The sequence below is a fragment of the Dehalobacter sp. genome (assembly GCF_030063005.1).
GTDB classification, from domain to species: Bacteria; Bacillota; Desulfitobacteriia; order Desulfitobacteriales; family Syntrophobotulaceae; genus Dehalobacter; species Dehalobacter restrictus.
Window position 1 is genome coordinate 56,944 of record NZ_JAPDHR010000062.1, and the last position, 26,071, is coordinate 83,014.

General features: G+C 44.5%; 29 protein-coding genes. 19 read left to right on the forward strand and 10 right to left on the reverse strand.

The window, feature by feature from the left end:
- The first annotated feature begins 17 nt into the window (after positions 1–17).
- From cbiQ to OKX56_RS14385, 3 genes are all read left to right on the forward strand, one after another.
- A complete protein-coding gene (gene cbiQ, locus OKX56_RS14375) occupies positions 18–827 on the forward strand; it encodes a cobalt ECF transporter T component CbiQ (RefSeq protein ID WP_025206195.1) in 810 nt (269 codons plus the stop codon).
- Positions 828–1,598 (forward strand): energy-coupling factor ABC transporter ATP-binding protein, encoded by a 771-nt coding sequence (locus tag OKX56_RS14380; protein WP_025206194.1) that lies wholly within the window; start codon positions 828–830, stop codon positions 1,596–1,598.
- Positions 1,599–1,771: 173 nt separating this feature from the next.
- A complete protein-coding gene (locus OKX56_RS14385) occupies positions 1,772–2,992 on the forward strand; it encodes a S1C family serine protease (RefSeq protein WP_019224635.1) in 1,221 nt (406 codons plus the stop codon).
- Between the two features lie 17 nt (positions 2,993–3,009).
- On the opposite strand, the gene OKX56_RS14390 is transcribed toward OKX56_RS14385, so the two are convergent.
- Positions 3,010–3,756 carry a DUF3102 domain-containing protein gene (locus tag OKX56_RS14390; RefSeq protein WP_019224636.1) on the reverse strand — a complete coding sequence of 249 codons (747 nt, stop codon included), beginning with the start codon at positions 3,754–3,756 and terminating at the stop codon, positions 3,010–3,012.
- Positions 3,757–3,899: 143 nt separating this feature from the next.
- Here OKX56_RS14390 and OKX56_RS14395 point away from each other — a divergent pair, with 143 nt between their 5' ends.
- Positions 3,900–4,124, forward strand: coding sequence for a DUF1659 domain-containing protein (locus tag OKX56_RS14395; protein WP_019224637.1), 225 nt, complete (start codon positions 3,900–3,902; stop codon positions 4,122–4,124).
- Between the two features lie 37 nt (positions 4,125–4,161).
- Entirely contained in the window at positions 4,162–4,401 is a 240-nt protein-coding gene (locus OKX56_RS14400) for a DUF2922 domain-containing protein (RefSeq protein WP_019224638.1), read from the forward strand.
- Between the two features lie 166 nt (positions 4,402–4,567).
- On the opposite strand, the gene OKX56_RS14405 is transcribed toward OKX56_RS14400, so the two are convergent.
- A complete protein-coding gene (locus OKX56_RS14405) occupies positions 4,568–5,752 on the reverse strand; it encodes a pyridoxal phosphate-dependent aminotransferase (RefSeq protein ID WP_019224639.1) in 1,185 nt (394 codons plus the stop codon).
- 201 nt (positions 5,753–5,953) lie between these two features.
- On the opposite strand from OKX56_RS14405, the gene OKX56_RS14410 reads away from it, so the two are divergent.
- From OKX56_RS14410 to OKX56_RS14430, 5 genes are all read left to right on the forward strand, one after another.
- Entirely contained in the window at positions 5,954–7,132 is a 1,179-nt protein-coding gene (locus OKX56_RS14410; protein WP_019224641.1) for a GGDEF domain-containing protein, read from the forward strand.
- Positions 7,133–7,264: 132 nt separating this feature from the next.
- Positions 7,265–7,939 (forward strand): response regulator transcription factor, encoded by a 675-nt coding sequence (locus tag OKX56_RS14415; RefSeq protein ID WP_019224642.1) that lies wholly within the window; start codon positions 7,265–7,267, stop codon positions 7,937–7,939.
- Between the two features lie 16 nt (positions 7,940–7,955).
- Positions 7,956–9,434: a sensor histidine kinase gene (locus OKX56_RS14420; RefSeq protein WP_019224643.1), complete on the forward strand. Its 1,479-nt coding sequence runs from the start codon at positions 7,956–7,958 to the stop codon at positions 9,432–9,434.
- Positions 9,435–9,456: 22 nt separating this feature from the next.
- Entirely contained in the window at positions 9,457–9,972 is a 516-nt protein-coding gene (locus tag OKX56_RS14425; protein ID WP_019224644.1) for a hypothetical protein, read from the forward strand.
- Positions 9,973–10,305: 333 nt separating this feature from the next.
- The gene (locus tag OKX56_RS14430) at positions 10,306–11,148 is read left to right on the forward strand and encodes a DegV family protein (protein ID WP_015044790.1); all 843 of its coding nucleotides are present in this window, start codon (positions 10,306–10,308) and stop codon (positions 11,146–11,148) included.
- Between the two features lie 107 nt (positions 11,149–11,255).
- Here OKX56_RS14430 and OKX56_RS14435 read toward each other — a convergent pair whose 3' ends face one another.
- Positions 11,256–12,209 carry a substrate-binding domain-containing protein gene (locus OKX56_RS14435; protein ID WP_019224645.1) on the reverse strand — a complete coding sequence of 318 codons (954 nt, stop codon included), beginning with the start codon at positions 12,207–12,209 and terminating at the stop codon, positions 11,256–11,258.
- Between the two features lie 233 nt (positions 12,210–12,442).
- Here OKX56_RS14435 and modA point away from each other — a divergent pair, with 233 nt between their 5' ends.
- The 3 genes from modA to OKX56_RS14450 all read left to right on the forward strand — a co-directional run bounded on the left by modA (position 12,443) and on the right by OKX56_RS14450 (position 14,880).
- Positions 12,443–13,231, forward strand: coding sequence for a molybdate ABC transporter substrate-binding protein (gene modA, locus OKX56_RS14440; RefSeq protein ID WP_019224646.1), 789 nt, complete (start codon positions 12,443–12,445; stop codon positions 13,229–13,231).
- Positions 13,232–13,510: 279 nt separating this feature from the next.
- Positions 13,511–14,203, forward strand: coding sequence for a molybdate ABC transporter permease subunit (gene modB / locus OKX56_RS14445; RefSeq protein WP_019224647.1), 693 nt, complete (start codon positions 13,511–13,513; stop codon positions 14,201–14,203).
- Between the two features lie 5 nt (positions 14,204–14,208).
- The gene (locus OKX56_RS14450) at positions 14,209–14,880 is read left to right on the forward strand and encodes an ABC transporter ATP-binding protein (protein WP_026071816.1); all 672 of its coding nucleotides are present in this window, start codon (positions 14,209–14,211) and stop codon (positions 14,878–14,880) included.
- A 115-nt stretch (positions 14,881–14,995) separates the two neighbouring features.
- Here OKX56_RS14450 and cshA read toward each other — a convergent pair whose 3' ends face one another.
- The 7 genes from cshA to sleB all read right to left on the reverse strand — a co-directional run bounded on the left by cshA (position 14,996) and on the right by sleB (position 21,348).
- Positions 14,996–16,411, reverse strand: coding sequence for a degradosome RNA helicase CshA (gene cshA / locus OKX56_RS14455; protein WP_019224648.1), 1,416 nt, complete (start codon positions 16,409–16,411; stop codon positions 14,996–14,998).
- A 277-nt stretch (positions 16,412–16,688) separates the two neighbouring features.
- Positions 16,689–17,846 carry an ABC transporter substrate-binding protein gene (locus tag OKX56_RS14460; RefSeq protein ID WP_025206193.1) on the reverse strand — a complete coding sequence of 386 codons (1,158 nt, stop codon included), beginning with the start codon at positions 17,844–17,846 and terminating at the stop codon, positions 16,689–16,691.
- Positions 17,847–18,116: 270 nt separating this feature from the next.
- Positions 18,117–18,383 carry a hypothetical protein gene (locus tag OKX56_RS14465; RefSeq protein ID WP_019224650.1) on the reverse strand — a complete coding sequence of 89 codons (267 nt, stop codon included), beginning with the start codon at positions 18,381–18,383 and terminating at the stop codon, positions 18,117–18,119.
- A 37-nt stretch (positions 18,384–18,420) separates the two neighbouring features.
- Positions 18,421–19,113, reverse strand: coding sequence for a Crp/Fnr family transcriptional regulator (locus tag OKX56_RS14470; protein ID WP_019224651.1), 693 nt, complete (start codon positions 19,111–19,113; stop codon positions 18,421–18,423).
- Complete coding sequence (locus OKX56_RS14475; RefSeq protein ID WP_015044780.1) at positions 19,095–19,232, reverse strand: hypothetical protein; 138 nt, start codon at positions 19,230–19,232, stop codon at positions 19,095–19,097. The genes OKX56_RS14470 and OKX56_RS14475 overlap by 19 nt, the downstream gene beginning before the upstream one ends.
- A 41-nt stretch (positions 19,233–19,273) precedes the next feature.
- A complete protein-coding gene (locus tag OKX56_RS14480) occupies positions 19,274–20,641 on the reverse strand; it encodes a PepSY1/2 domain-containing protein (protein ID WP_019224652.1) in 1,368 nt (455 codons plus the stop codon).
- A gap of 11 nt (positions 20,642–20,652) precedes the next feature.
- The gene (gene sleB / locus OKX56_RS14485; RefSeq protein ID WP_019224653.1) at positions 20,653–21,348 is read right to left on the reverse strand and encodes a spore cortex-lytic enzyme; all 696 of its coding nucleotides are present in this window, start codon (positions 21,346–21,348) and stop codon (positions 20,653–20,655) included.
- A gap of 139 nt (positions 21,349–21,487) precedes the next feature.
- Between sleB and OKX56_RS14490 the strand changes: the two genes are divergently transcribed.
- The 6 genes from OKX56_RS14490 (at position 21,488) to OKX56_RS14515 (ending at position 26,027) form a co-directional block, all read left to right on the forward strand.
- The gene (locus OKX56_RS14490; RefSeq protein WP_019224654.1) at positions 21,488–22,219 is read left to right on the forward strand and encodes a FadR/GntR family transcriptional regulator; all 732 of its coding nucleotides are present in this window, start codon (positions 21,488–21,490) and stop codon (positions 22,217–22,219) included.
- A gap of 216 nt (positions 22,220–22,435) precedes the next feature.
- Positions 22,436–22,600 carry a rubredoxin gene (rd, locus tag OKX56_RS14495; RefSeq protein ID WP_019224655.1) on the forward strand — a complete coding sequence of 55 codons (165 nt, stop codon included), beginning with the start codon at positions 22,436–22,438 and terminating at the stop codon, positions 22,598–22,600.
- Positions 22,601–22,791: 191 nt separating this feature from the next.
- On the forward strand, positions 22,792–23,496 hold the full coding sequence (locus tag OKX56_RS14500; RefSeq protein WP_019224656.1) for a response regulator: 705 nt from the start codon (positions 22,792–22,794) through the stop codon (positions 23,494–23,496).
- Positions 23,489–24,895, forward strand: a complete 1,407-nt coding sequence (locus OKX56_RS14505; RefSeq protein ID WP_019224657.1) for a sensor histidine kinase — start codon at positions 23,489–23,491, stop codon at positions 24,893–24,895. Before OKX56_RS14500 ends, OKX56_RS14505 begins: the two co-directional genes overlap by 8 nt.
- A gap of 134 nt (positions 24,896–25,029) precedes the next feature.
- Positions 25,030–25,446: a hypothetical protein gene (locus tag OKX56_RS14510; protein ID WP_019224658.1), complete on the forward strand. Its 417-nt coding sequence runs from the start codon at positions 25,030–25,032 to the stop codon at positions 25,444–25,446.
- 20 nt (positions 25,447–25,466) lie between these two features.
- Positions 25,467–26,027, forward strand: a complete 561-nt coding sequence (locus OKX56_RS14515) for a hypothetical protein (RefSeq protein WP_019224659.1) — start codon at positions 25,467–25,469, stop codon at positions 26,025–26,027.
- Positions 26,028–26,071: the final 44 nt, after the last annotated feature.

Here is a 26,071-nt window from a genome sequence, read left to right on the forward strand (position 1 = left end):
AGGATTGAAAAGCAATAATGGCTGACTTTACAAGTTCGTTGTACAACATGAGGCTTATGGATGAGCTGGCCTATAAGGACACGTTTGTCCATAAGCTTCATCCGCTGATTAAGATATTGACGACTATCGCCTACTTATTCGTCGTGGTCTCATATGACAGGCACGAAATTATCGGTTTGCTGCCCTTGATTTTCTATCCGGTGGTAGTATTTTTTCTTGCAGAGCTGCCGGTCAAACAGGTGCTGGCAAGATTACTCCTGATCGAACCGTTTATTATTGCAATCGGTATTTTAAACCCGTTTTTTGATTCTCAAGTCATTACAGTGGGCGGACTTGCATTGTCCAGAGGGTGGATTACTTTTGCTTCAATCCTGCTGAAGAGTCTCTTAACGATCACAGCTGCCCTGATTCTTATTTGTACGACAGGAATGGATAAACTTGCTGCAGGTTTGCGTATGCTGAAAGTTCCGCGGCTTTTTGTTTTGCAGCTTCTGCTGACATACAGGTATATTTCCGTATTAATCGAAGAAGTATCCAGAAGCATAAGGGCATATAAGCTTCGGGCCCCCCAACAAAAAGGCATTCACCCCAGTGCTTGGGGAACGCTCGTTGGTCAGCTGCTCCTGCGGACCATTGACAGGGCGGAGAGAGTGTATCAGGCAATGTGTGTACGTGGTTTTACAGGAGAATACTATGCAGGAGCCGACACCAGGATAACTGTAAGGGACGGAGCTTATTTTGGCGGCTGGCTGTTGTTTTTCATTTTTGCTAGAATGATTAATATCCCATTGATGATCGGTCTATTAATATCAGGAGTGATAAGCTAAATGAGCCATCATAAGTTAGAGGCCAGAACAATTAATTATGTTTATCCGGACGGTAACAAGGCGGTTAAGGATATCTCGTTCACGATTCATCATGGGGAGTCGGTCGGCATTGTCGGTGCAAACGGCGCAGGAAAATCCACCCTGCTCATGCTACTGATGGGCGTTCTTTTTCCGAGCAGCGGAGAGGTGTTGGTAGGCGATATTCACGTTACCAAAAAAACACTGCCGTTAATCCGCCAAAGACTCGGAATGGTTTTCCAGGACCCGGATGACCAGCTTTTTATGTCGACGGTCTATGACGATGTGGCCTTTGGTCCCCGGAATTACCGTTATGATGAAAAGGAAGTAGAAAGCAGGGTTCTTCAAGCTTTGGAAATGGTCGGCATCCTACATCTGAAAGACCGGCCGCCTTTTAAACTGTCCGGCGGCGAAAAAAGGGCAGCGGCGATTGCGTCTGTTCTTTCCATGCAGCCCGATGTCCTGATCATGGACGAGCCGACTGCATCGCTTGACCCGAGATCCCGCCGTAGAGTCATCAATCTACTGAATTGTTTTGAACATACCAAAATCATTACAAGCCACGATCTCGATATGATCCTGGACATCAGCCAGAGAGTCATCGTGATCAAAGACGGCGAAATTGCTGCCGACGGAGAGGCTGCCGAGATATTGGCGGATGCTGAGCTGCTTAACCAATGCGGGCTTGAGGTGCCGATTTCATTGCAAAGATGTCCGAAATGCGGAGAACGGTACTTTACGGGCAGATCATAAGATGAGATGTGATGTAAGCAGAAAAAATTAAGAACGGATTTTTAGGGGCCATTTTTCACAATTCTGTAAACAAAAGTTCACAGGATTGTCATAAATAATGATTACAATAATAAATAATCTGTAACCCGATTATTTTGCATAAGTAAGTTTAATTTAAAAAGGTGGGGAATGACGTGGACTTTAACAACAATAACCATTATAAAGACTATAACGCTTATCATGACTATCCGTACAATGGGGAGCGGCCGCAGAGAAAGAAACCGGGGATCATGGTTATTGCGGTTGTCGCGATCATCAGCGCCTTGTTGGGCGGGACGGCCTCTCTCACTTTAGCCCCGGTAATCTATCCGGAAATCATGAGTATCCAGAACCAGAGCGGCAGTTCGGCTAACACGAATTCACTCGTCACAACCTCGGCGGTCGCGAATACTTCGACGAGTACAGACGGTAATGGCAACACGTATCCGGTGGTAGAAATTTCGAAAAAAATAGGTCCGGCTGTCGTGGGGATTGCCAATTTCCAGAGCGGCGGTAATATATTTGGCCGGTCAAGTGAGCTTGCCGAAGTAGCCAGCGGATCGGGCTTTATTATCGATGCGCAGAAAGGGCTTATTGTGACCAACAATCACGTTATTGAAGATGCCGAGAAACTGGTGGTAAGTCTCGCTGACGGGCGTAATATCACAGGTAAACTCGTGGGAGGAGATGCGCGGACAGATCTGGCCGTTGTTCAAATATCCGCCGACAAACTGACTGCAGTCAGTCTCGGAGATTCCAGCACACTTCAAGTCGGAGAACCTGTGGTTGCGATTGGGAATCCAGGTGGAGAAGATTTTGCCCGCTCTGTGACGACGGGTGTGATTTCAGCGACGAACCGTTTTTTGGAACTGCAGGGAGAAGCAAGTTTTAATCTGATTCAGACCGATGCGGCGATCAACCCCGGAAACAGCGGAGGACCGCTGGTAGATTATCATGGAAAGGTCGTTGGCATTAATGCGGCGAAGAATCAAGACACCGGCTATGAAGGAATGGGCTTTGCGATTCCGATTACGGATGCCTGGCCGACGATCCAACAGCTGATCAAGAAAGGCTATGCTGCTCATCCAGGCATTCTGGTCTCGATCGATGAACGGTATACTGTTGAATGGGCTTCTCAGCAGAGCTGGCCTGCTGGCGCCTATATCTCAGCGGTCTCAACCGGAGGGCCTGCCTATAAAGCCGGGATTCGTGCCGGAGATGTCATTACCAAAGTCAATGGTGTTGAGATCACCAGTTCTCTTGAAATGACCCATGAATTGTTTAAATTTGAGGTCGGAGATACGGTCACCATTACCTATTATCGTCAGGAGAACACAAAAGACGTTAAGGTTACACTGGCAGAATTAAAATCCTGAGCAGCCAGCCTTAAGCTTCACAATTTCTCCTTTATCGATTTGAGCAGAAAGTCCCTCACTTTTTCTTGATACATGGCGTGTGCGTCCGGATTCTTGGCGGCAAACCGCGTCATCTCATAGGCCAGTTCCTTAAATGTTTTGTTCAGGGTGTCGTATAAAAATGCGATTTTGTTGGCTTCCGCCTTGTTATGCGCTTCCGTAAGCCCAGCGCTCATTTTTTCGATATTTTTATAACCGATCCTTTCCTTGAGCTTATCATAGGCCGCCTTCCCGTTCTCAATCTCCTGTTCGAGTTTCTGTTTGGTCTGCTTCAGATGATTCGTTTCAGCCTTCAACTTGTCGCGCTCTGCGGTTAACTCAACATTCTTGCCTTTTTCGTCATCCAGCTTTTGACGGACATCCTCTTTTTCCTGTAGGGCCTGATCCCGTTCCTCAAAGGCCCGGTCTTTGTCCTGCCGGGCTAGTTTCCAGTCATCAACAGCCTTTTTCAACGCTCGCGTGCTCAGGCCTTCGGCATCCATTTCGACAAGGAACTGAGCCCGGTCTTCCGGCGGGAGTCCCAGAAGAATCAGAGCCTGAGAGGAGGTCAAATTCGGCAGTTCCTGCGCCTGCGCGTCGGATTCGGGTAAAGAGGGCTGATTGCTCCCGTAGGCGCTATAAATACGCATAAGCCGATCAGCCGTAATCTGGGAGTAGCTCACCGACTCTTCCAGCCACTTGCCCCATCCGCCATGCGGAAGCAGGTCTTTGGCTTCCTTCAGCACAACGCATGTCCCAAATTATTCAACGTTGAATAATTTGGGACATGCTTCATTTTAATGGTAACTTTTGGACAAGCAAAATCATAAAGTATAGGGACATGCCGGTAAGCACGGCTTGTCCATACGAAAGAAAGGTGGCGAAAGGAATGGCAGTTGTAGCGGTACCTTTGAATTCGGCGCTGGTCGTAGCCTACCAGGAGGGTACTAATTCCGCTGGCGCCCCGATCAGCAGGCAGAAAAGCCTGAGTTATGTACGGCCCGACGCTACGGAACAGGCGCTTTTCGAGGTTGTGCAGGCTTTATTCGGACTGTCGCTGCATCCGGTGCTCGACGTGATACTGCGCAAGAACTTTGAGCTGATCATGGAGTGACCGGCAGGAAAATCCGGGGAGAGGGGGTAAGAAGCCCATGGCCATTACCACAAGCAAAGTGGCAAGGTTAAGTTTTGCCACCGCCGGCGGGAAGACGTTCACCATTACGATTCCTGATCCGCGGGAGGACCTGAATCAGACCGAGGCCCTGGCCGTTATGAATACGATTGTGGAAAGCAATATATTCATGACATCCAGCGGAGCCCTGACAGGTGTACGAGACATCAAGGTCATCGATACGACTACCGATGACTTATATGACCCGCCTCAGGCCTAAGCGCCGGCATCAAAGCCAGCCCTGATGCGACCGCGTTAAACAGAATTTTTGATATTCTGGTGTTACCAAATCAACTGTAAAAGGAGCATCGCTGAATACGAATTCAAGTAATTAGCGATGCTCCTAAATAAGCAATTCTTTTACAAGAGCTCGTTTCGATCAGCTATCAGGATCGGAATTCCTGTACCAGTTTTTCAAACGCAGGAATGGAATTTACAATGGTATCCATACTTACGCAGTAGGAGATCCTGATATGACCGGGACAGCCAAATCCGCTTCCTGGGACAAGCAGTAAATTATATTTAACGGCTCTTTTGACAAATTCAACATCGTCCTCAATCAGTGCTTTGGGGAAAAGGTAAAAGGCTCCCTGTGGTTTGACACATTCAAAACCAAGCGCAGTCAGATGCTCATATAAATAATCTCTTTTCTTTTGATAATCTGCGGTATCTGTTTTGACGTCCAGAGAATCACCGATAACTTTCTGGAACAATCCGGGAGCATTGACAAACCCCAGCGTTCGGTTGCAAAAGCTTAAGGCGTTATTCAGCACGTCAGCGTCTTTAATTCTGCTGCTCGCTGCAATATATCCTATTCTCTCTCCGGCAAGGCCGAGTGATTTACTGAAGGAATTGACAATAATGCTGTTTTCAAAAATCGATAGGATGTTCGGAATTTTCATCCCGTCATAGACAATCTGGTCGTAGGGCTGATCGGAGATAATATAGATGATCGTACTGTATTCGTTTTCTTTTTTCTGCAGGATTTCTTTGATTTGTTCCAGCTTCTCCTTGCTGTAGACAATGCCGGTTGGATTATTCGGGGTATTGATGACAATCGCCTTTGTTTTGGGCGAAACCGCTTTTTCTAGGGCATCCAGGTCCGGCTCGAGTGTCCGGGGATCCGGCGGCACAATGACAGGTTTCCCACCATGGTTATCCGTATAGAAAATATATTCCACAAAATAAGGTGCAAAGATAATTATTTCTTCACCGGGATTCAGAAGTGCTTTCAGGACAACATTCAGCCCACCGGCAGCCCCGACAGTCATAATGATATTATCTTGTGTAAGTCCGATCTGGCTGTCACTCCGGAGCGACTGAGCAATTTTTTCTCTGACTTCGGGATAGCCGGCATTGTTCATGTATTTATGAATTCCTTTATAATTCCCGGTGACATAATTTTTCAGAGATTCAATGACCTCTTCTGGCGGCTCAGAAAAGGGATTGCCCAAACTGAAGTCATAGACGTTTTCGCGTCCATAAATTTTGGCGAGCCTTTCGCCTTCCTCAAACATTGCTCTAATCCAGGAGGCATTCTTTAAATTATTGATTACTTTTTCCGAAAACACGCACATTTCTCCTTTAGGACATTCATATTGTTACTGGTATTATTTTACCTCATTTCATCTTGACAAAAAAGTCTATTTGTTGAAGTCCGGCAAAATGTCCGTATCGATGAAAAAAATGTCAAGAATAAACGAAAACAGGAATATAGAAGAAAATGTCGAATTTTACAGTTAATCAGACGAGAAAAGATTAGAGGGATTAAAATGTTCTATGCCTATTTAAATGATCAGGCTGCAGTCATTATTATTTTATGTTTTTCTTTTCTGAATTTGGCATTTGTATTTACCATGAACAAGGAGAAGAGTTTTTCGGCTCTTTTTGGATTCAGTTTTATTGCGCCGTTTCTCTTGGCGCTGCTTAGTATAGCATATCCTGATATGGTACTGCGTATAAAAGTGCTTCATCATACAAATTTTGCTTTTCTCTGCTTGTTGCTTATACTGATATTATCGTGGCGGTGGAAGAATTACGCTGCATCTGCCGCTTTGAGCGTGATTTTCCCGTTTCTGGTACTTTTCACGGTCATGAATGCGGACCACCTGCCGGTTATTCTGACGATGACGGAATTCTTAGGCGGAGCGGCTGTCGTCCTGGCCGCCGGCATTATTATATTGCTGCATAGATTCCTCGGTGAAAAGCAGATATCATTGACCTGGGGAGTCATATTTATGGGTTTTGGACAGCTGCTCCAATATGAGTTTCCTACCAATTCCTCTTTCTTGATTCCGTTATGTCAGTTTGCCGGGTACCTGCTGTTTTACTGTTATATCCAAAAAACATTAAAGGAGCCGTATCGTTTAAAATTGGCGAACGCTGAAGAGAAGCTAGTGAACATCAATAAAACCATCAACTACGAAGTAAAGAGAAAAATGCTGGAAATGGAATTGCACAATGAACACCTGCTCAACATGGTCCAGAGAGATCCCCTGGTCGATGCATATAATAAAAAGGGGATTATGAATTATTTTAAAAACCTGATTGATGATCCCAAGACAGGCGAATTCACTCTCATGCTTTTTGACATTGATAATTTTAAAAGCATTAATGATAACCGGGGACATGTCGTCGGGGACATGGTTCTCAAAAAGGTCGTAAGTATTGCCAAGGAAAATATCAGGGAGTTTGACATACTTGGTCGTTACGGCGGAGATGAGTTCCTGGTCATTTTGCCGAAAACTAAAATAACGGATGCCCTGATTATTGCCGAACGGTTCAGAAAGAGAGTCAGTGAAGAACCGGATATTTCGGTTTCTATTGGATTGGCTGCTTATCCGGAAGATGGCAGGACAGCCCAGAATCTGATTGAGACCGCCGATGCTGGCCTGTATCAGTCCAAAAGGGTCGGTAAGAACGCAATAAACCATGTCGGCTCAAAGATCTGAATTTTCACAGAATATTAATCGGTTGTTCACGAAATGTACACATTCATTCCTTAGAATATCATCCAGGGATACAATCCCTCCTGAGACAAATAGAATCATGGACTGTTGGGAAAACCTAAAGGGGGTTAGGCAATGAATGCAGGGAATATACTTATCGCAGACGATGAAGCCAGAATGAGGAAACTGGTTGCTGATTTTTTAAAAAAGGAAGGGTATACCGTCATCGAAGCGGAAGATGGGAAACAGGCCCTGGATATTATTCATTCTGGACAGCATATCAGCCTGGCTATCCTGGATGTCATGATGCCCGAGACGGATGGATGGACGGTATGCAGGGAAATCCGAAAGAGCGGCCAGACTCCGGTCATCATGCTGACGGCAAGATCTGAGGAATCGGATGAGCTGTTCGGTTTTGATCTGGGCGCAGATGAATATATTACGAAACCTTTCAGTCCGCTGATCCTGGTCGCGCGGGTGCAGGCCCTTCTTCGCAGAACCAGCGATCCGAAGGCTAGCGTTAAAAACCTTGACGGCCTGGAGATTGATAAAAACAGGCGAGTTGTAAGTATTGACGGAGAACGGGTAGATTTAAGCCCGAAGGAATATGAACTGCTTTTATATCTGGTAGACAATGAAAGCCTGGCTGTATCGAGGGAACAGATCTTGAATTCAGTCTGGGATTACGATTATTATGGCGACGCCAGAACTGTGGACACCCATATCAAACGGTTAAGGTACAAATTAGGGATCAAAGGAGACTTTATTCAAACCGTCAGAGGACTGGGATACAGATTTGAGATAATCTGAATTTGAGGTAATTCTAATGAAATCATCAATCAAACTAAAACTATTCACTGCCATAAGTTGTCTGACCCTATTGTATGTTTTGCTTTCGTGGTTTTTAAATGACCAGTTTCTTGCGAAGTATTACTACTTGAACAAGGAAAGCACCTTGAAGGAGTACTACCATGAGATCAATGAAAACTATGATGGCGAGCCGTTCGATATTTTACTCAATCTGGAGAAAATTGAGAGGACCGAGGGCCTGAACATTACGATTCTTGATTCATCCATGTATATCAAATATATTTCTTCATTAAAAGAAGAAGAATTTTTTCATGAGCCATTCAAAAAGCCTGGAGGCTCGGATTATTCGTTTATTCCTGATATTACCATCCTTAAAGATGCCCAGAATTCCACGCAGCCTGTGATTGTTAAATCCACTGACCGCAGACTGAATTCCGATTTTATTAATCTGGTTGGACGGTTAAATAACGGAGACTATCTGTACCTAAACACTCCGGTCGTCGCGATCGAGGAAAGTGCGGCAATTGCCAATAAGTTTTCTCTTATTACGGGTTTGTTTATTATGGTTATCGGGGTGCTGATCGTATTTTTCTTTACAAATAGATTTACCAAACCCATCCTTCGTCTGAATGAGATCGCCCAGGCCATGGTCAAACTGGATTTTGGCAAAAAATACCCAGTGCGGACCTACGACGAAATTGGCGAACTTGGGTCAAGCATTAACTCGCTTTCCACCCAATTGGAGAAATCGATCAATGAACTCCGGCAGGCCAATGAAAAGCTCATGGAGGATATCGAAAGAGAAAGAAAAATAGACGACATGAGAAAAGAATTTATTTCCAATGTTTCACATGAGCTAAAGACGCCGATTGCACTGATCCAGGGTTATGCCGAGGGACTCAAGGTCAATGTCAATGAAAGTGAAGAGGATAAAGACTTCTATTGTAATGTGATCATTGATGAAAGCGCCAAGATGAATAAGCTTGTCAAACAGCTCCTGGAGTTATCGCAGATCGATGCGGGCTACACCCGGCTGGAAAAAACAGATTTTGACTTAAACGAACTGGTTGAATTTGTCCTCAGAAAGAATATGCTGCCGATCAAAGAGAAAAATATTCAGCTGACCCAGGAAATTCAGGATAAATTTACGGTTAATGCCGATATCGACAGGATTGAACAGATCATCGTGAACTATCTGGTCAATGCGATCAATCATGCAGACCAGCGCAAAGAAATTAATGTCAAGCTCGAAAAAACAGGACAAAAAGCCAGAGTAAGCGTTTTCAACTCCGGCACTCCCATTCCGGAAGAAGCTCTGGATAAGATTTGGACCAGCTTTTATAAGGTGGACAAAGCAAGAACCCGCTCTTATGGCGGCACAGGCCTTGGCTTGTCGATCGTCCGGGCCACTCAGGAACAGCATGGCAATGCATATGGGGTTCAAAACGTGGAAAATGGCGTCGAGTTTTGGTTTGAAGTAGATCTAGCGGAATAACCAAGAAAAGAGGAATTTGTGAGTGAAAAAGAAGTTATTAGTTGTGGGACTTGTTACCTTACTGATCGTGTTGACAGGGTGTTCGGCAAGTACTTCTTCGACGGCGACGGACGACACGGTAACAGCACAGATGGAAAGCACACAGACCGAGGGAGTCCGGCCAACCCGGCAGATGGATTTACTCGGAAAAGTGGTCAGTGTGGGTGAAAAACAACTGATTGTCGCAGAACTGCAATCTTCGGATTCTTCACAAAGCGAACAGAAAGCAGCTCCGCTGGAACAAGGAGATACGAGTGCAGGAACTTCGCCGGCACGGGAAATGAATGATAAGGCGACCGGAATGAACTATACAATTGTCATTGCTGAAGATACACCAATTTTTAGTAGAACGGCGGGCGCAGATAGCGCTCAGGAAACCAGCATTAATCTGAGTGATTTAAAAGCAGGCGATATCCTGAGAATATGGGTGAAAGAACTGAATACTTCAGAAGAATCCAACGCAGTATACGTGGAATTAACGTCGCAGCAAACGACGTAAGTCAGAATATGCTTTGCGAGAAGGATTTTGGTTTGTTTGAATCAAAAAACTGAGGGATGTATCCAATCAGAAGGATGCATCCCTTTTAACACCGATTTATCCCAAAACGGATTGCTTGCTTTTAAAGGGATAATGGCGGAATATAGAGAATAATACAAACGGACAAACGTATGAGCTTAAGTTTATCATTGTCAGAGGTGCCCGGGTCGGGGAATCCGATGTTGCGCCAGTGAATCTTCCGTGATTGATATATTGGGATGATATGGAGAGATATAAGAAGAGACATATAAAGAGATGGAACAGATTATATTTCAAGAGAGAGTAGGATGAAGTATGAAAAAAATTGCTTTGGTCACTGACAGCACTGCGGATTTGCCGGACGAACTATCGAAAAAATGTCTGGCCCATGTTATTCCTCTTAAAATTCTATTTGGGGAAAAAAGTTTTGTGGATGGAGAAATTAGCCCCAAAGAATTTTATCGATGTCTAGAACAGGAAGAAGAGCTTCCGAAAACCTCTCAGCCTTCCCCGGAACAGTTTGTTTCGTTATACTCGATGCTTCTTGAAGAATATCAGGAGGTTATTTCCATTCATATTTCTTCCGGCTTAAGCGGTACGTTGAACGCGGCCCATCTGGCCAAAGAGAAAATAAAAGGTGCCATTCATCTAGTGGATTCTAAGACCATAAGCCTCGGTCTGGGCTTGATGGTAATGGAGGCATCCAAAGCTATCAAAGAGGGTTTGGAATCAGTTCAAGTTTTGGATAAGCTTCAACAGGCCAGAAATAGCATTGAAACGCTTTTTACCTTAAATACGCTGGAATACCTCCAAAAAGGCGGAAGAATCGGCAGGGTATCAGGGTTTATGGGGACACTGCTGAATATCAAACCGGTAATCCGGGTAGGTGATGACGGAGTTTACCAGAATTTTGGCAAAGTCCGGAGTCAGGAGAAAGCTTTAAAAAGCATTGTCAAGGCATTTCAGGACTTCGCTGGGAAAAGGACAAATATTAAATTTGCCGTTGCGCATGGAGCGGCTCCCCAGGCAGGACTATATTTGAAAGAAGAACTGGAGAATGCTTTTCAAAAACCGGCTGAGATGTTTGCGCAGGTTGGAGCCGTAATAGGTGCCCATACAGGACCGGGAACAGTTGGAGCAGCTATCCAGCTGGAGTAACCAGGTGACAATACGATATCTGTTTAGTAAATTTTCAAGAGAAAAGACTTCCTGCTGCCTTTTCGAAAGGCAGCAGGAAGTCTTTTCTCTTTTTTTATATGTTTTGACTACCCCATCATTTCGCCCATCCGCGAGACATCATAGCCGCCTAATCCCTTGATTTCCTTGCGGTAGGCTTCAGAACGGATAATAGCCAGCAGGGCCTGGAAATGTGGTTTATTCAGGTCTTCCTGGCGCATCACGAGGTCATATCTTTCCGTTTTTAGTGGAATAAAGTCAAGACCTGACACCTGCATAGCTGCTTTTTCAATGCCAAGCCCTACATCGGCTTCTCCCCGCGCAACTTTGCTGGCCACGGCCATATGGCTCATTTCTTCATCGTAGTAGCCATTGATCAAGTGATGTGGGATACTCTCAATACGCAATTTTTCATCAAGCAAGACTCGGGCTCCCGACCCGCGTTCGCGGTTAATAAACCGGACGTCCGGTCTGATCAGGTCTTTCCAGGATGTAATATCTTTAGGATTGCCACGGGAAATATAAAAGCCTTCCTGGCGATAGACCAGATTAATCACGATTGTTTGGTGTCCGGGCATAAGTCTTCGGATATAAGGAAGATTATAATCATCGGCATCACTGTCCCAGAGATGGACAGTAGCAATGTTGGCTTCACCCCTGTAGAGTGCCAGCAGACCATCAATGCTGCCGATATAGCTTCTTAAGAATTTGATATTCGGGTATTGTTTCAAAAGGTGACGGGTTAGAATATCCAGTATGATATCTTGGCCGCAAATAACGACCGTATCCGATATAGAGACATCAGGAGAACGGACGGATTCTGAAGAGTGCTCTAAGACTGGATAAGTAAAGACGTCGGTCGTCATTGAGGCACCTTTGCTTTTCTGAATATAGGCTTCGATATCCTTGTCCTCTACTCTTACCTTACGTCCAACCCGGTATGCAGCAAGATCCCCGCGTTTGATCAATTCATAGACGGTATACTTGGATATTTTAAGTTTCTGGGCTACTTCTTCAGGGGTATAGGAAGTGCTTTCAAGCAATGCCAGTCACCTCAATTTTAAAATAATATCATTTTATTATATCACAGGACAAAACAGTACTCAAAATGAAAGAACAAAACAATTATATTGGTCTATATTGGTTTTCAATTAATATTGAAGGGCCGAGTTATATATTGTATAATCATTTATATTAGTTTAATTGGCTTATGTTTGTTTATCTTGGATGGAGATAGGAAAGCAAACATATCATTTATTTTTAGGAGGAAAATTTAATGAAAAAAATGGGTGGAATTCTGATTGCGGTTTTGGTTTCATGTTTGGTACTTGTTGGCTGCAGCAGTTCGGGTAGTTCAGCAAATCGTACTGAACAAAAAGAAACGGTTCCGGTGGAGATTCTTGTATCAGCAGCAGCCAGTTTAAAAGATGCCATGACGGAAATAGAAACACAGTACGAAGGAAAAAACGCAGGGATTAATCTGACGATTAACTATGGTTCATCTGGTTCTTTGCAGCAGCAGATTGAGCAAGGTGCGCCGACTGATTTATTTATTTCAGCAGGAAAAAAACAAATGGATGCATTGGAAAAAGGGAATCTTTTAGCGGAAGAGACCCGGATTGACCTGCTTGGGAACGATCTTGTGCTGATTGCAGGGAAAAATAATGAAGATATTACCAGTTTTCAGGACCTTGCCAAGGCAAACAAAATCAGTATTGGTACTCCGGACAGTGTACCGGCAGGGAAATATGCTCAGGAAGCTTTAACCAGTATGAAATTATGGGACACGCTGCAAGCCAAATTGGTTCTGGCCAAAGATGTCATACAAGTACTGACATACGTAGAAAGCGGGAACGTTGATGCTGGTATTGTCTATCAATCTGATGCTCAGGGATCCGATAAAGTAAAAGTCGTTGCAGTTGCACCGGCTGACAGCCATAGCACCATTGTTTATCCTGCGGCTGTAATTGCCGGTACCAAGAATCTGACTGAAGTGAAGGATTTCTTAAGTTACTTAAGCAGTGGAGATGCTCAACAAATTTTTGGAAAATACGGTTTCAAATAAACAAATAAGAAGAATCATCAACATTCAGTGGAATTTGACAGCATGATAAATATTTAGTTGTTGATATTTAGTTGTTTTATATCTAAATAATAGGTATGATAATACATGCCCGAAATAAATATATTAAATTATCAAATTATGGCGAGCAGATTTTTAGTAGTAAAGGAGCGGTATGTTAACGCAGTATTGCTTAAAATCTGCTGTCATGTATTTCATATTTTGGCTTGATAGAGTACAGTAAATAGGATATTTGTTCTGCACGGATCAGGAGAGACGCTAATGAGCTTTGACTACACACCAATTATCTTATCCCTAAAAGTTGCAACGGCAGCAGTTATCATTGTTGTCTTGTTGGGGATCCCTTTAGCCGGTCATATGGCCAGACGAAATTTTCCGGGGAAGGATCTGGTAGAGGCTTTTGTCACTTTGCCGCTGGTTCTTCCTCCTTCGGTCGTTGGCTTTATCCTGCTTTGGCTGTTCGGTAAGAATGGGCCTTTAGGTCAATTTTTGACCGGTGTTTTTCATGTCAGCGTCGTGTTCAATCTGGCTGGAGCAGTCATTGCTGCGGCTGTAGTATCATTCCCTATGATGTATCAATCGACGAAAGCTGCAATGGAGGGAGTCGACAAAACGCTGGAGAATGCTGCCCGTACCTTGGGTGCAGGTGAGCTGCGCGTTTTTCTTACCATCACGATCCCGCTTTCCTGGCCGGGTATTGTCTCGGGGTTCATCCTATCCTTTGCGCGTTCTCTTGGAGAATTCGGAGCCACACTAATGATCGCAGGCAATATTCCCGGAAAAACACAAACCATGCCGATTGCGATTTATATGGCCAATGAAGGCGGGGATACTGCAACGGCGATGATTCTGGTTGTGATCATGACGGTATTCAGCTTCTTAGTGATCTTTTGGCTGAACCGTTGGTCAAAAAGGCAGCAAAAAGGATTTATTCAGGAAGAGGGGAGTGAGTAAGTAAGATGCTAAAGGCTAAATTTAATTTAACGCTTCGTCATTTTGAGCTTGAGGCCGAATTAGAAGCTGAAAATGAAATTCTGGTCCTTGTTGGACCCTCAGGCTCGGGAAAAACGACGATCTTAAAATGCCTGGCCGGACTGAAAGCTCCTTCCCAGGGGATCATTCAAATCAACGATCGTATCGTCTACTTCTCGGAGAATAAAATTAATTGTCCTTCAAAAGAGAGAAGGGTGGGATACGTATTCCAGGAGTATGCCTTGTTTCCTCATATGTCGGTCAGAAGAAATATCTTGTACGGAGTAAGCAAGGAAAAGCGTCATGCCAAACCGCGGGCTGCTGAGGAGATGATGGAGATGCTTGGTATTCTTCACCTCCAGAACCGTTATCCTCAGCATATTTCGGGAGGAGAAAAGCAACGGGTCGCTTTGGCCAGGGCATTAATGACCGAACCTGAGATCATGCTGCTTGATGAGCCTTTGTCAGCTCTTGACCAGGAAACGAGAAGCGGGCTGCAGCAGGAGCTAAAGAAAATCCAAAGCCAGTGGAAAATTCCTTTTGTTTTGGTTACCCATGATCTTGCTGAAGCAGAACTGCTGGGGGATCAGATCATCCGCATAGACAGGGGCCAAAGCATTTCCAATAGAAGACAAAGCTTTGGAGACATTAAAGGCTAAACCCTGTCACCTGTTCTTGAATAAATCGCAAAATCCTTCCCGCTAAAAACGGAAAGGATTTTTTATATGTTGCCAAAATGTTTATGAATTGTAAACCATCTTATGGGTTATTCGTTTAGAATTTCCGTTTCGGAAACCTTGAAGGATATTTGCTGTTATCGCGGTTTCGGTGGAATCCTTGCTGCTGGTCAAACCTGCGGGGCTGCCTACTGCGCAAAGGCGCTTCCTCGGTCAGCACGATCGGAGCAGTACTTGGCTCCTTTGTCAGCAGCTTCAGTGCAGCGGATAACAAAGTGATGGAATCGTTGTCCTCCAACAGTTCCTCCGCCATTTCCTTGTAGCGTAAAATATCTTCGTCCTCGGCCGCTTTAAGAATTTTATCCATGGTCAGGCGCTGCTGACCGACAAGTACGTCGTTAAAGGTCGGCAGAGGCTTGCGCGTAATTCTTCTTTTGGCGACCTGCTCAATCAGTCTTAAATGGCCGATCTCTCTTGGAGTAACAAATGTAATCGCCTGTCCGCCTTTGCCGGCCCTGCCAGTACGTCCGATTCTGTGGACATAACTTTCTGGATCCTGGGGAACGTCAAAATTGTAGACGTGCGTCACGCCGCTAATATCGAGACCTCTGGCCGCAACGTCCGTAGCAACCAGAATCTCCGTTAAACCTTCTTTAAAATGACGCATTACCATATCGCGCCTGGCCTGGGTCAGGTCGCCGTGGATTCCCTCCGCGGAATAACCTCTTTTGCTTAAAGCCTCAAACAGCTCATCGACCCGCCGCTTTGTCCGTCCAAAGACAATGGCCAGATCGGGAGACTGAATATCCAACAGGCGGCAGAGTACATCAAACTTTTGTTTTTCCTGGACTTCCACGTAACACTGTTCGATTTGAGGAACTATGATCTCTTTGGTTTTCATGCTGATATATTCCGGATTCTGCATAAAGCGCTGGGCCAGATCCAGAATCGATTTTGGCATCGTTGCAGAGAAAAGCAGCGTCTGCCTTTGTTCGGGAACTTCCTTCAGAATGTTTTCAATATCTTCCACGAAACCCATACTGAGCATTTCGTCTGCTTCATCAAGCACGACCGTTTCAACCTGTTGAAGACGGATGGTTCTTCTTCTCATATGGTCCATCAGCCGTCCGGGAGTCCCCACAATAATCTGCGGCCGGTTCCGCAGAGACCGGATCTGCCGGTCAATATCCTGTCCGCCGTAAATTGGCAGGGACCGGACATCTTTAAACTGACCAATACGGTTCAGTTCTTCAGCTACCTGGATAGCTAGTTCCCGGGTTGGTGTGACCACAAGGGCTTTGATACTTTCTCTGTCAGGATTCATACGCTCAATCATCGGAATTCCGAAAGCGGCTGTCTTGCCAGTTCCGGTCTGAGCCTGCCCGATAATATCCTTGCCTTCCAGCACAAGCGGAATCGTTCTCTCCTGAATCGGTGTGGTCTCTTCAAAGCCCATTTCAGAAATAGCTTTGGTCAGTACACTACTAAGGCCTATTTCAAAGAAATTTGACATGTAAATGGTTCTCCTTTTTTATCGTGTTTACTATTTTATTATGACAAAAACTGCTTCATATCATTTATTCATTTTTATAAATAATAAATGAAAAAGCAATCGTTATAATATCTAATCAAATCTATCTAAACATTTTAACACATAACTGAAAAACAGGGAAGTTAAATACAACTGTTGAAAGAAATAGGAAACAGAATTACAGAAAAATAGAAGTATAAAAGAATAGAGAACTGCCTTCTTTCATTACTCTATCTATAATTACGTTCACAAATTTCCTTTATTGAAGATCCACGCGAGCAGCAAATACTTTTTGGCCTCCCACAAACTTCAAGATGGCAGCACTTTTCTCAGGATTATGGGTTGCAGGATTCACGGTGATTGTACCGGTGATTCCTTGAAAATCTGTCAGGTTCTCGAGGGCTTCCCTGATCTTTTCCGTATCCATGCTGTTCGCCTGCTCAATGGCTGTGATGATCATGTTCGCAGCGTCGTAACCAAGTGCGGCAAACATATCAGCATCCTGACCGTATTCCTTTTTGTAAGCAGCTGCAAAGTCTGCCAGGACTGGATCATCCAAAGCGACCTGATCTACATAATAAGCGTTGTTCAGCGCGGTTTTGCCGGCAATATCGCTAATCGGCCCTGTTCCCCAGCCATCACCGCCGAGGAAGACCGTGTCAAGTCCCATTTCACGGGCCTGCTTTATGATGGCCCCGGCTTGATTGGCCCATCCGGGGACAAAGATCACATCAGGGTCTTGAGCTTTAATTTCTGCAAGCATGACCCGGAAATCTGTATCCTGGCCGAAAGTGTATTCTTCGGAAGCGACAATTTGTTTGCCTGCTTTTTCAAAAGTATCCTGAAAACCTACTGCCAGACTCTTGGCATAGGTGCCGTTCTGATCAATAATCAGCGCGGCTTTGGACACATTCAGTGTGTTCAGCACATAGGATGCAGCGATTTCCCCTTGGAAAGTGTTGATAAAGCAGCTCCGGAACACCCATTTGTTCAGCCCTTCATCGCCGACGGTAATGCTTTCGTCTGTGCTGGTCGGCGTAATCAGCAGTACATTGTTGGCGGACGCAACAGGGATTGCTGCAAGCGTATTCGCATTCGTCATCGAACCGATGATCGCGATGACTTTATCCTGTGTAACCAGTTTGGTGGTCGCTGCGGTTGATTCGGCAGCATTGGACTGATTGTCGGCACTGATGTATTCAATTTGACGTTTAAGTACGCCTCCATTTTCATTCGCTTCTTTGATTGCCAGCTTCGCCCCGTTTTCACCCATGATTCCAAACTCGGCAATTTCTCCGGTTAATTCAAAATTGCCGCCGATTTTTATTTTTGCTGTTTTTGGAGCATTGCAGCCGGATACAAGCATCAGACATAGTCCTGTAATCAAGGTGGCAGAACAGATTTGTTTAAATTTCATATCTTCTGATCCTCCTACGTTTCCAACCATTTTAATCGTATAGTTTATTGAGGAAAGTGTCAATAAGAGAATCAGTTTAACAATGAAGTTGCTTTTTACGATGTTCCTCAGCGCACAAGCAAAATTTAAGCTATTACTTTGTCGAGCAGGTTTTTTGTTTTTTCCATTGTCCAACCAGCAAAACTCCGGCAGTAATCAAAGCAATCTAAAAAGAGACTTTAACCAAAGTTAAAGTCTCGCTAACAACTAAGTTGCCTCTGGACCGGGACATCATCTGTCCGTAATGACGGTCTTGAGTATATTTTGATTGTCTCTTAGCTGTTTCAGATAAGCCTGGGCTTCATTTTCTGTCAAGAATACTTCAACCCGGTCGTCCCCGATTTCAGCATCATCCCAGGTAAGAAATCTATCCTGCGAGAGTTTGGTGATATTCCAGCAAGTATCAGCATCGTTGTCCTTAAAGACAGTTGTTGTACTTGCAAGCATATGGCCATAATCCTCGAAGCCAAATGTTCTTGCAAAGGTGTCCTTCGTCATCACAACACTCCTTCAGGTATCGTTTAAATCAACAACTTCATTCGCTAAATTTTTTTAAAACCTCATAATCTTTTATTTTAATCGCTGTACTGTGGAAATCGATCATTCCTTCGTCTCTCATTTTGCAGAGTTCACGGGAAAGGGAAGGGCGGGAGACGTTAATGAAATCGGCCAAATCATTCCGGTTGAGGTTTAATTGAAAGGTATGATTGCCGGTCTTCTTGTACTCATCGAGTAAATAGGTGCTGACCTTGCCCCGGAGACTCTTGATTGAAAGGTACTCTACCTTTTTATTGAGCATTAATGCCCTGTTCGATAAGACCTTCAGCATATTCATGATCAATTTCTTATGGCTGATGCATACTTTCTCACAGCAGCCGACAATTTTGTCCTGTGGAAAAAACATCACCGTACAGCTTGATTGGGCGATGACTGTGACCGGCCAGGACTTTGTACCGGAATAGGCGGCCATTTCTCCGAACATTTCTCCGGGGCCAAGAATACTGATTAAAACCCTGTTCCCGGAAACCGTTTCTTTGGTGGAGGAAACATTCCCGCTCAAAACTACACCAATTTTGGAGAGCGTTTCCCCAGCTAAGGTCAGGCATTCATTCTTTTTATAATCATGAATTTTTATATTCATACAATGAAGAATACCAAGAATTTCGCTGGGTTCAATCTTGTCAAACAGCGCACAGCTGCTCAACGGCTTTAGCCATTTTTCATACATGTCCCACACACCTCTGAATCGATATCCTGTAGCGCATCTTTCATTTTTGTCAGGATTTCTGTGACCATACCGGCGGATTCTTTGCTTTGGGCTGCCGGTTTGCGCATTTTTTTATACAAGAATTATAACCTTTTTGGCGGTGTATTTCCAGTGATTTACCTTACTCCAGATATTCTCCCCGTGGAGTTTGGATAACCCGCTGGATTTTTTCCTCGTACCCACTGACCGCATTGATATAGATCATGAATTCCTCCCCGCCTTTTTTTACTCGGAATTCATAACAGAAAGCTTCGGGCCAGCCGGGAAGGGATATGACGACCAGCCTGTACTCCTGGATGGAGACGTCAGAACGAAGACGAGATTTGGCCTGATCCATCGTGATTTCAGGCAGAAGCGTGCGTTTATGGTGAAACAGCCAGTACGATGTTGCATCATAACCTATTATTCTGCCGTTGTCTTTGGCAACAATCAGCCGGATTTTATCAGGATAGATTCGAATGCCTTGTTCTTCAACGACTGCGTCCAGCTGTATCGTTCCGCCAAAATCATTGACTGAAGTCTGAACAAGATTCTTCCATCCAAGATTTTGTAAAGTTTTCAAGGCCCGAGATGCTGTATTGTCTGCATCAAATCGCTGCAGACCAAGCGCTCTTTCATCCCGGAAGTACGTGATCACACCGCCTTTTTTAGCCACGTCGACCGTAGTGCTGCTAAATTTGAAAACATAAACGCTGAAAGTACCGTTGGAGATGCCGGAAGACTGCGGATCAACGTTCGTATAGCCAAGGGTCTGCAAAAAATCAGTGGCTGCAGCTTTTGCTTCCGTCTCTGTTACGGTCTTTTCAGGCAGACCAAGCGGTTCCGACACAAAATGCGTATCCGCCTGACCCTCATAAGAATATGGGGGGTATTTCTGCAGGCTGGAATCAAGCTGCTCAAGACCAGAGCTGACTGAGTCAGGGACTGTAGCAGCACCTTCTTCTCCAATGGCTGAGGCAGGAGCAGCATTGGAAAAATTAGTTGAAGCACTCCGCTTATTTTTACTGAGCCAGGAAATATTTTCTGTACTAAGACTGACGTTGAGTTCTTGAACGGTCCGGTTAACAGAAATAAGCCTTTCCTGCATATTGGTCAGCGTTTTTTCCTGAGAAGCATTCATCTGCTCACCTTTGGCAATCTGCTGCGTCATCAGATGGGCATATTCGCCGATTTGATTCAGAAACTGATCGACATAATTTAACCCGTATTCATCTGACGGCAGCAGAGAGAGATCCTTCACGGCCGTTCCACTCTGCTGCCAGGATTGGCTTAAATACAATACCTGCTGGGTCGGGGTCCCTGCAGCCCTGCTTTTGGCCAGAGTGGTTTCCAAACCGTCAAGGTGAGTCACCAGGTCGGCAAAAGATCTTTGATATTGGTTTTCGGCAGCGAGGTCCAAACTTTCAGCTCTTTGGAATTGATTCACCCCCCAGATCAGAGAGAGCGCGAGCCCCGCAGCTAAAGCCCACGGCCAAAATCTTTTCTTCATAGTTTTTCCTCCTAACGACAAAAGATGTGTTTGCCAATTTGAATAATTTGAGGTCGTGACCAGATATAATTGTTGCTTGTCTTGGCAGGGTTAAAAAAGAATAATGCTCCGTAGGCAGGGTCTGTTCCGTGTAACGCTTCATATACTGCGTTATAGGCCGAAGGAACAGGCTCATTCCAAATGGACCCATCTGCTACTGGAGAAAAAGCACCGGGTTGGTAAATAACATCTGGAATCGTATTTGGAAATGAGGAACTTTGGATACGGTTTAACACAACAGAGGCAACGGCAATTTGTCCGCGATAGGGCTCTCCTTTAGCTTCGGCACTGACCAGACGGGCTAAAAGATTAATATCCGAATTCTTATATCCAATCGCTGTGCCGCCGACTGTCACACTTTCCCCTGTCAAGCGTTTGAGCTCACGTATGGTTCTGGTTCCGGCTATACCATCTGCGCCTAGTCCGTGTTCTTTTTGAAACAAACGGACCCTGGCCTCGGTTTGACGTCCATAGATTCCGTCAATTGAACCGATCACATATCCCAGCATAGACAGCCTTTTTTGGAGTTCCGCTACCTCCGGCCCGCGGGATCCGCGTGAAAGATTGCGGTCTCCCAAGGCAGCATTGCTCAAGGAGGATGCACACAGCATGAGGGTCATCACTACAACAAGAATTCTTTTATACGTTGGATGGGGAGATAATGACATACAACCACCTCATGATTCTTTTTTTCCATAGTCTGGCTTAAGATACCGAATATTATCCGCTTTCCCATATTTTGAAGTCATATGTTATAATACAATCGTATAACTATATTTTGTCGGATACCTGTGAGGGAGTATGGGCATGGATATCAAGCCGATCAAGAGCAGGAGAACTACAGAGATTATTCTTGAGCAGATCAAAAACTTTATGATTCAGGGTCAGCTGAATCCGGGTGATAAGCTACCGACAGAAAGTATTCTTGCCGAAAAGTTTGAAGTAAGCAGAACTTCGGTCAGGGAGGCATTATCAGCGCTGAGCCTGACAGGGATTCTCGATATCCGGCAGGGAGAAGGAATTTTTGTCAAACGTTCTCCATCCAATGCAGTGATTGAACCTCTAAGTTTTATTTTTTTGCTGGAAAATGATTTCGAAAAAATTATTGATATCTGTATTGCTCTGGAGACCCAAGCCGTTGATCTTGTTGCCCGAAACAGGGATAACAGCGATATTGCCGCCATGCACATATTGTTTGAAAAGATGAAACAGGATCTGCCGGAAGGCAAAAATGTCCAGAAGGATGATGTCTCTTTTCATCTCGCTTTAGCCGGGATGTGCAAAAACCCGCTTCTGGAACGAATGATCAATACCGCTCTGGATATATCCGGTCAGGTTTTACGATCGACGTATCAGCAGTGGGTGCGGACCTATTATTTTGAAAACAGACAGATGCTTTATCAGGAACATCTGGAGATCTTTCAGGCTGTGGAGAATAAGGATAACGAATCAGCTAACCGGCTGATGAATGCCCATCTTTCCAAAGCCCAACAGGAACTGAAAAGATTTGAAAGAATTAGGGATATCCTGGAGTATTAGTATGCCTGGTATACATCTATTTCCTGATTGTAGTGCTGCTGTTTTACAAGCTGGATAAAGAGTATCCGTAAATCGTTCAGGATTTATGGACCGCCGCGCAGCTAAGAGAGTGCAGGAATAACCGCGAAAATTCAGTGAATATTTTAGCTGAAAGCCTCTTGTTTTCAAGAAAACCTGCGGTTATAATGAAAAAAATTGACAAAGGAGGCGCTTTGAATGCAAAAGTACGAATGTACAGTATGTGGTTATGTTTATGATCCGGCTGAAGGAGATCCGGATGGTGGGATTGCTCCCGGTACAGCTTTTGAAGATCTGCCCGATAGTTGGGTTTGTCCTTTGTGTGGGGCCGGGAAAGACGAATTCGAAGTTGCTGTTGAATAGAAGAATTGCGATTATTTTTTCACTTTGATTTTAAATAAAGATTGACCAGAGAGGATGTTATTCGGCATCCTCTTTTCATTTGAAAAACCATGACAGAATTGGAAAAAAACTGATATAATAGCATCAGGTATAGTTGTCTGGTCTATTGGCAACTTATTTTTCCTTTCCGGAAGTGTGGGGGTGAACGATGGATGACAAGCATACTTGTCGTTGATGATGATCACAATATCTGCCAGCTGTTGGAACTTTATCTTTTGAATGAGGGATACCAGCTTTATATGGTTCATGATGGAAGCAGTGCGCTCGATGTCCTGCGAACAGAAAAAACAGATTTAGTGATTCTCGATATCATGCTGCCGGTCATTAACGGGTGGGAAGTCTGTAAAATGATCAGGCAGATCAGCTCTGTTCCGATCATTATGCTGACTGCCTGTGATTTGATGGAAGATAAGATTCAGGGGTTTGAACTTGGTGTCGATGATTATATTGTGAAGCCTTTTGAACCGAGGGAACTAGTGGCCAGGGTCAAAGCCAGACTAAAAAACGTTCAAGGATATGAAACGAAGGATAGAGCAGATCAACAAGCTGAAACCAATGTTCTGAATATCGGAAATATCCAGGTGGATATGAACCGTTATGAGGCCAGACTGGAAGGCGAAAAAATAGAACTGAAGCCGAAAGAGATCCAGCTGCTGTATTTCCTTCTCAAGAACAGAAATATGGTTTTTACCAGAGATCAGCTGCTGGAAAAAGTATGGGGATACTCATATGAAGGAGATACCCGGACTGTTGATGTTCATATCAACAAACTGAGAGAAAAACTGGAGGGTGTTTATTCTAACTGCCGGATCAGTACCGTCTGGGGAGTAGGATACAAGCTGGAGATTGATGGTTAAGAAAACAATTTTCTCAAAACTGTTTTTTACCTATCTGATCTTGATCATTGCGGTGATGGCTGTCATTGCCGTTCTTCTCTCCTATGCGTTTAACAACTATGTATTCGGGGAAAAGCAGCAAGAAATGCGTGCTGCGGCAGCCGAAACGGTTCTGCTGCTTGGGAAGTATGAACAGGCCGAAATAACCTATTCGGAACTAAATGATTCGCTGGATATCCTGGGTTCGATGACGGGTTCACGGATTTATGCAATCCGGCTGAATCCGGAGGTTCTTGCGAATAAGAATCTGGTACTGGATAAGAAACTGCTGGATGCGTACCTGTTTGAAGATTTAAAAAGCATCCTGCAGGGCAAGGAAGTTTCCCGGAAAAAGCAATACTCGGACAGGTTTGCCGCAGATGTAGCCTTTTTAGGGGTCCCCTACGGCCAGGGCAATATGATTGAAGGAGCTATTTTGTTTTTTGCTCCGCTTGACGAAATCTACGCTTATATTCAAAAGATCAATATGATCATATGGTGTTCTGCGCTGGCGGCAGTTATCTTAAGCGGTATCATGATTTATCTGGCAGCCCTTAAAATTACCAGGCCGTTGAAAATCATGGAAGAGGGAGCGATACAGCTGGCCGCCGGAGAGCAGATCAATGATTTGGCAGTTCATTCAGGTGATGAGCTGGAAAAGATGGCAAAAGCCTTCAATAATATGAAAAACCAAATCAGTACGGCCGAAAATATGCGGCGGGATTTTATGGCAAGTGTGTCTCATGATCTGAGAACTCCGCTGACATCGATCAACGGTTTTGTCCAGGGAATGCTGGATGGATTGGTAAAACCTCAGGACTATCCAAAGTATTTGAATATTATTAAAACGGAAACAAACCGTTTAATGGGGCTGACAGGTGAAATCCTGGAATCAGCGAAAATTCAGTCGGGGGAGATTACACTCACCAGGAAGTATTTCCTGGTCGGGAATACCCTGGAGGAGATTCTGGAAAGCACAGGGATGAGGGAAAATCCTAAAAACATAGAGCTGATGATGGATTGTCCGGACGGACTGGAAATCTATGCAGATCAGCATCGTTTTAAACAGATCCTGATCAATATCCTGGATAATGCGTTGAAATATACCGGAAAGAACGGAAAAATCAAACTGACTGTAACGCCGGAAGACGGCGGGATCAAATTGAGCGTTCAGGACAACGGGAAGGGAATCGCACCACAGGATCTGCCATTTATTTTTGAGAGATTCTACCGGGCAGATAAATCCCGGCAGGAGGTGGAAGGCGGAACCGGTCTTGGTCTTAACATCACCAAGATGCTGGTTGAGCAGCACGGCGGCAGAATTAGCGCTTCCAGCACCTATGGGCAGGGAACGGAGATTGTGATTTTTTTCCCTGGATAATACCTAGAATTTTAAAAAGTACGGTCATAATTTTACGTATTATTTACAACTCATCTGTTTTGCTTTGATATTTTTTCTTTATAGTAAGGCTGTAGACCGATGGTCTGCCTGCCTGAAGTATCAGGAGGGTAGTGATGAAAGGTAGAGTGTTCTTAACGGCATTCCTAATTCTTTCCTTTTTTGTCACGCTGAGCGGCTGCTCGGGCCAAACGGATCAATCGAAGAATTCCGAAGTGCCGCGAAACGGTGTTCAGACTGAAGACCAGCAATCCGCGAACAAAGGCGATCAGGTGCAAAGTGATGGAGTAGAAATCGATGGAGCAGAAACCGGCGGAGCAGGAATCGATGGAGCGGGGACAGACGGAACGGAAACAGACAAGAAAGAAAACAAGGAATCCGATAATCAAGAAATTTCGGTGGTTGCAAAATCAGGCACACGGTCGGCAGATGAAGAAAAAGAAGCTGTATTGGACGAGATTTCCAGAGAGCTTGATGAAATCATCAACACTGTGAATGCGATGGATGATATTGAGGAAAATGACCTGAAATAGCATTGTGGGGAGGAAGCAATATGAAAAGAATAAAAGTCTTGGTACTGGCTGTTATGAGTGTTTGCTTAATCCTTAACAGTGCATTGGTTTTGGCCAAGACAGACAAAACAACGGATGGCACATCAAGTAAACAGAGTTCCCAAAGCAACAAGCAGGCGAATACTGAAGCTAAGGGTGTTACTGTCCAGCAATGGCAGAAGGAACTCAAGCCTTTATTTGATGAAATCCGTGCCAATAAAACAGAGACGATCCATTTGCGCAATCAATTAACTCAGCTTCGCGATAATGCAGTTGCCAAGATTGATGATCTTAGACAACAGAATGAGAATTTGACCGATGAACAGATGGATGCCCTGCTTGCTCCGCTGAAGGACTTTTTGCAGACGCTCAAGGAAGATAAAGCTGAGATAGGAGGCCAGCTGGGCGACGTTCAGCAGCAAGTCGTTGATCTCAGAAAGACAAAAAAAGAACTGGATATTGCTCAGGCCAAAATAACGCTGCATAATATTATTATGGCACAAGAACAAAGAATTACGACGCTGAAAGCGACGATTGAAGATTTAGAGGATTTTCTGGATTAGACATTCTCCAGTAATTGTCTGATGAAAGATCAAAAATGAGATTA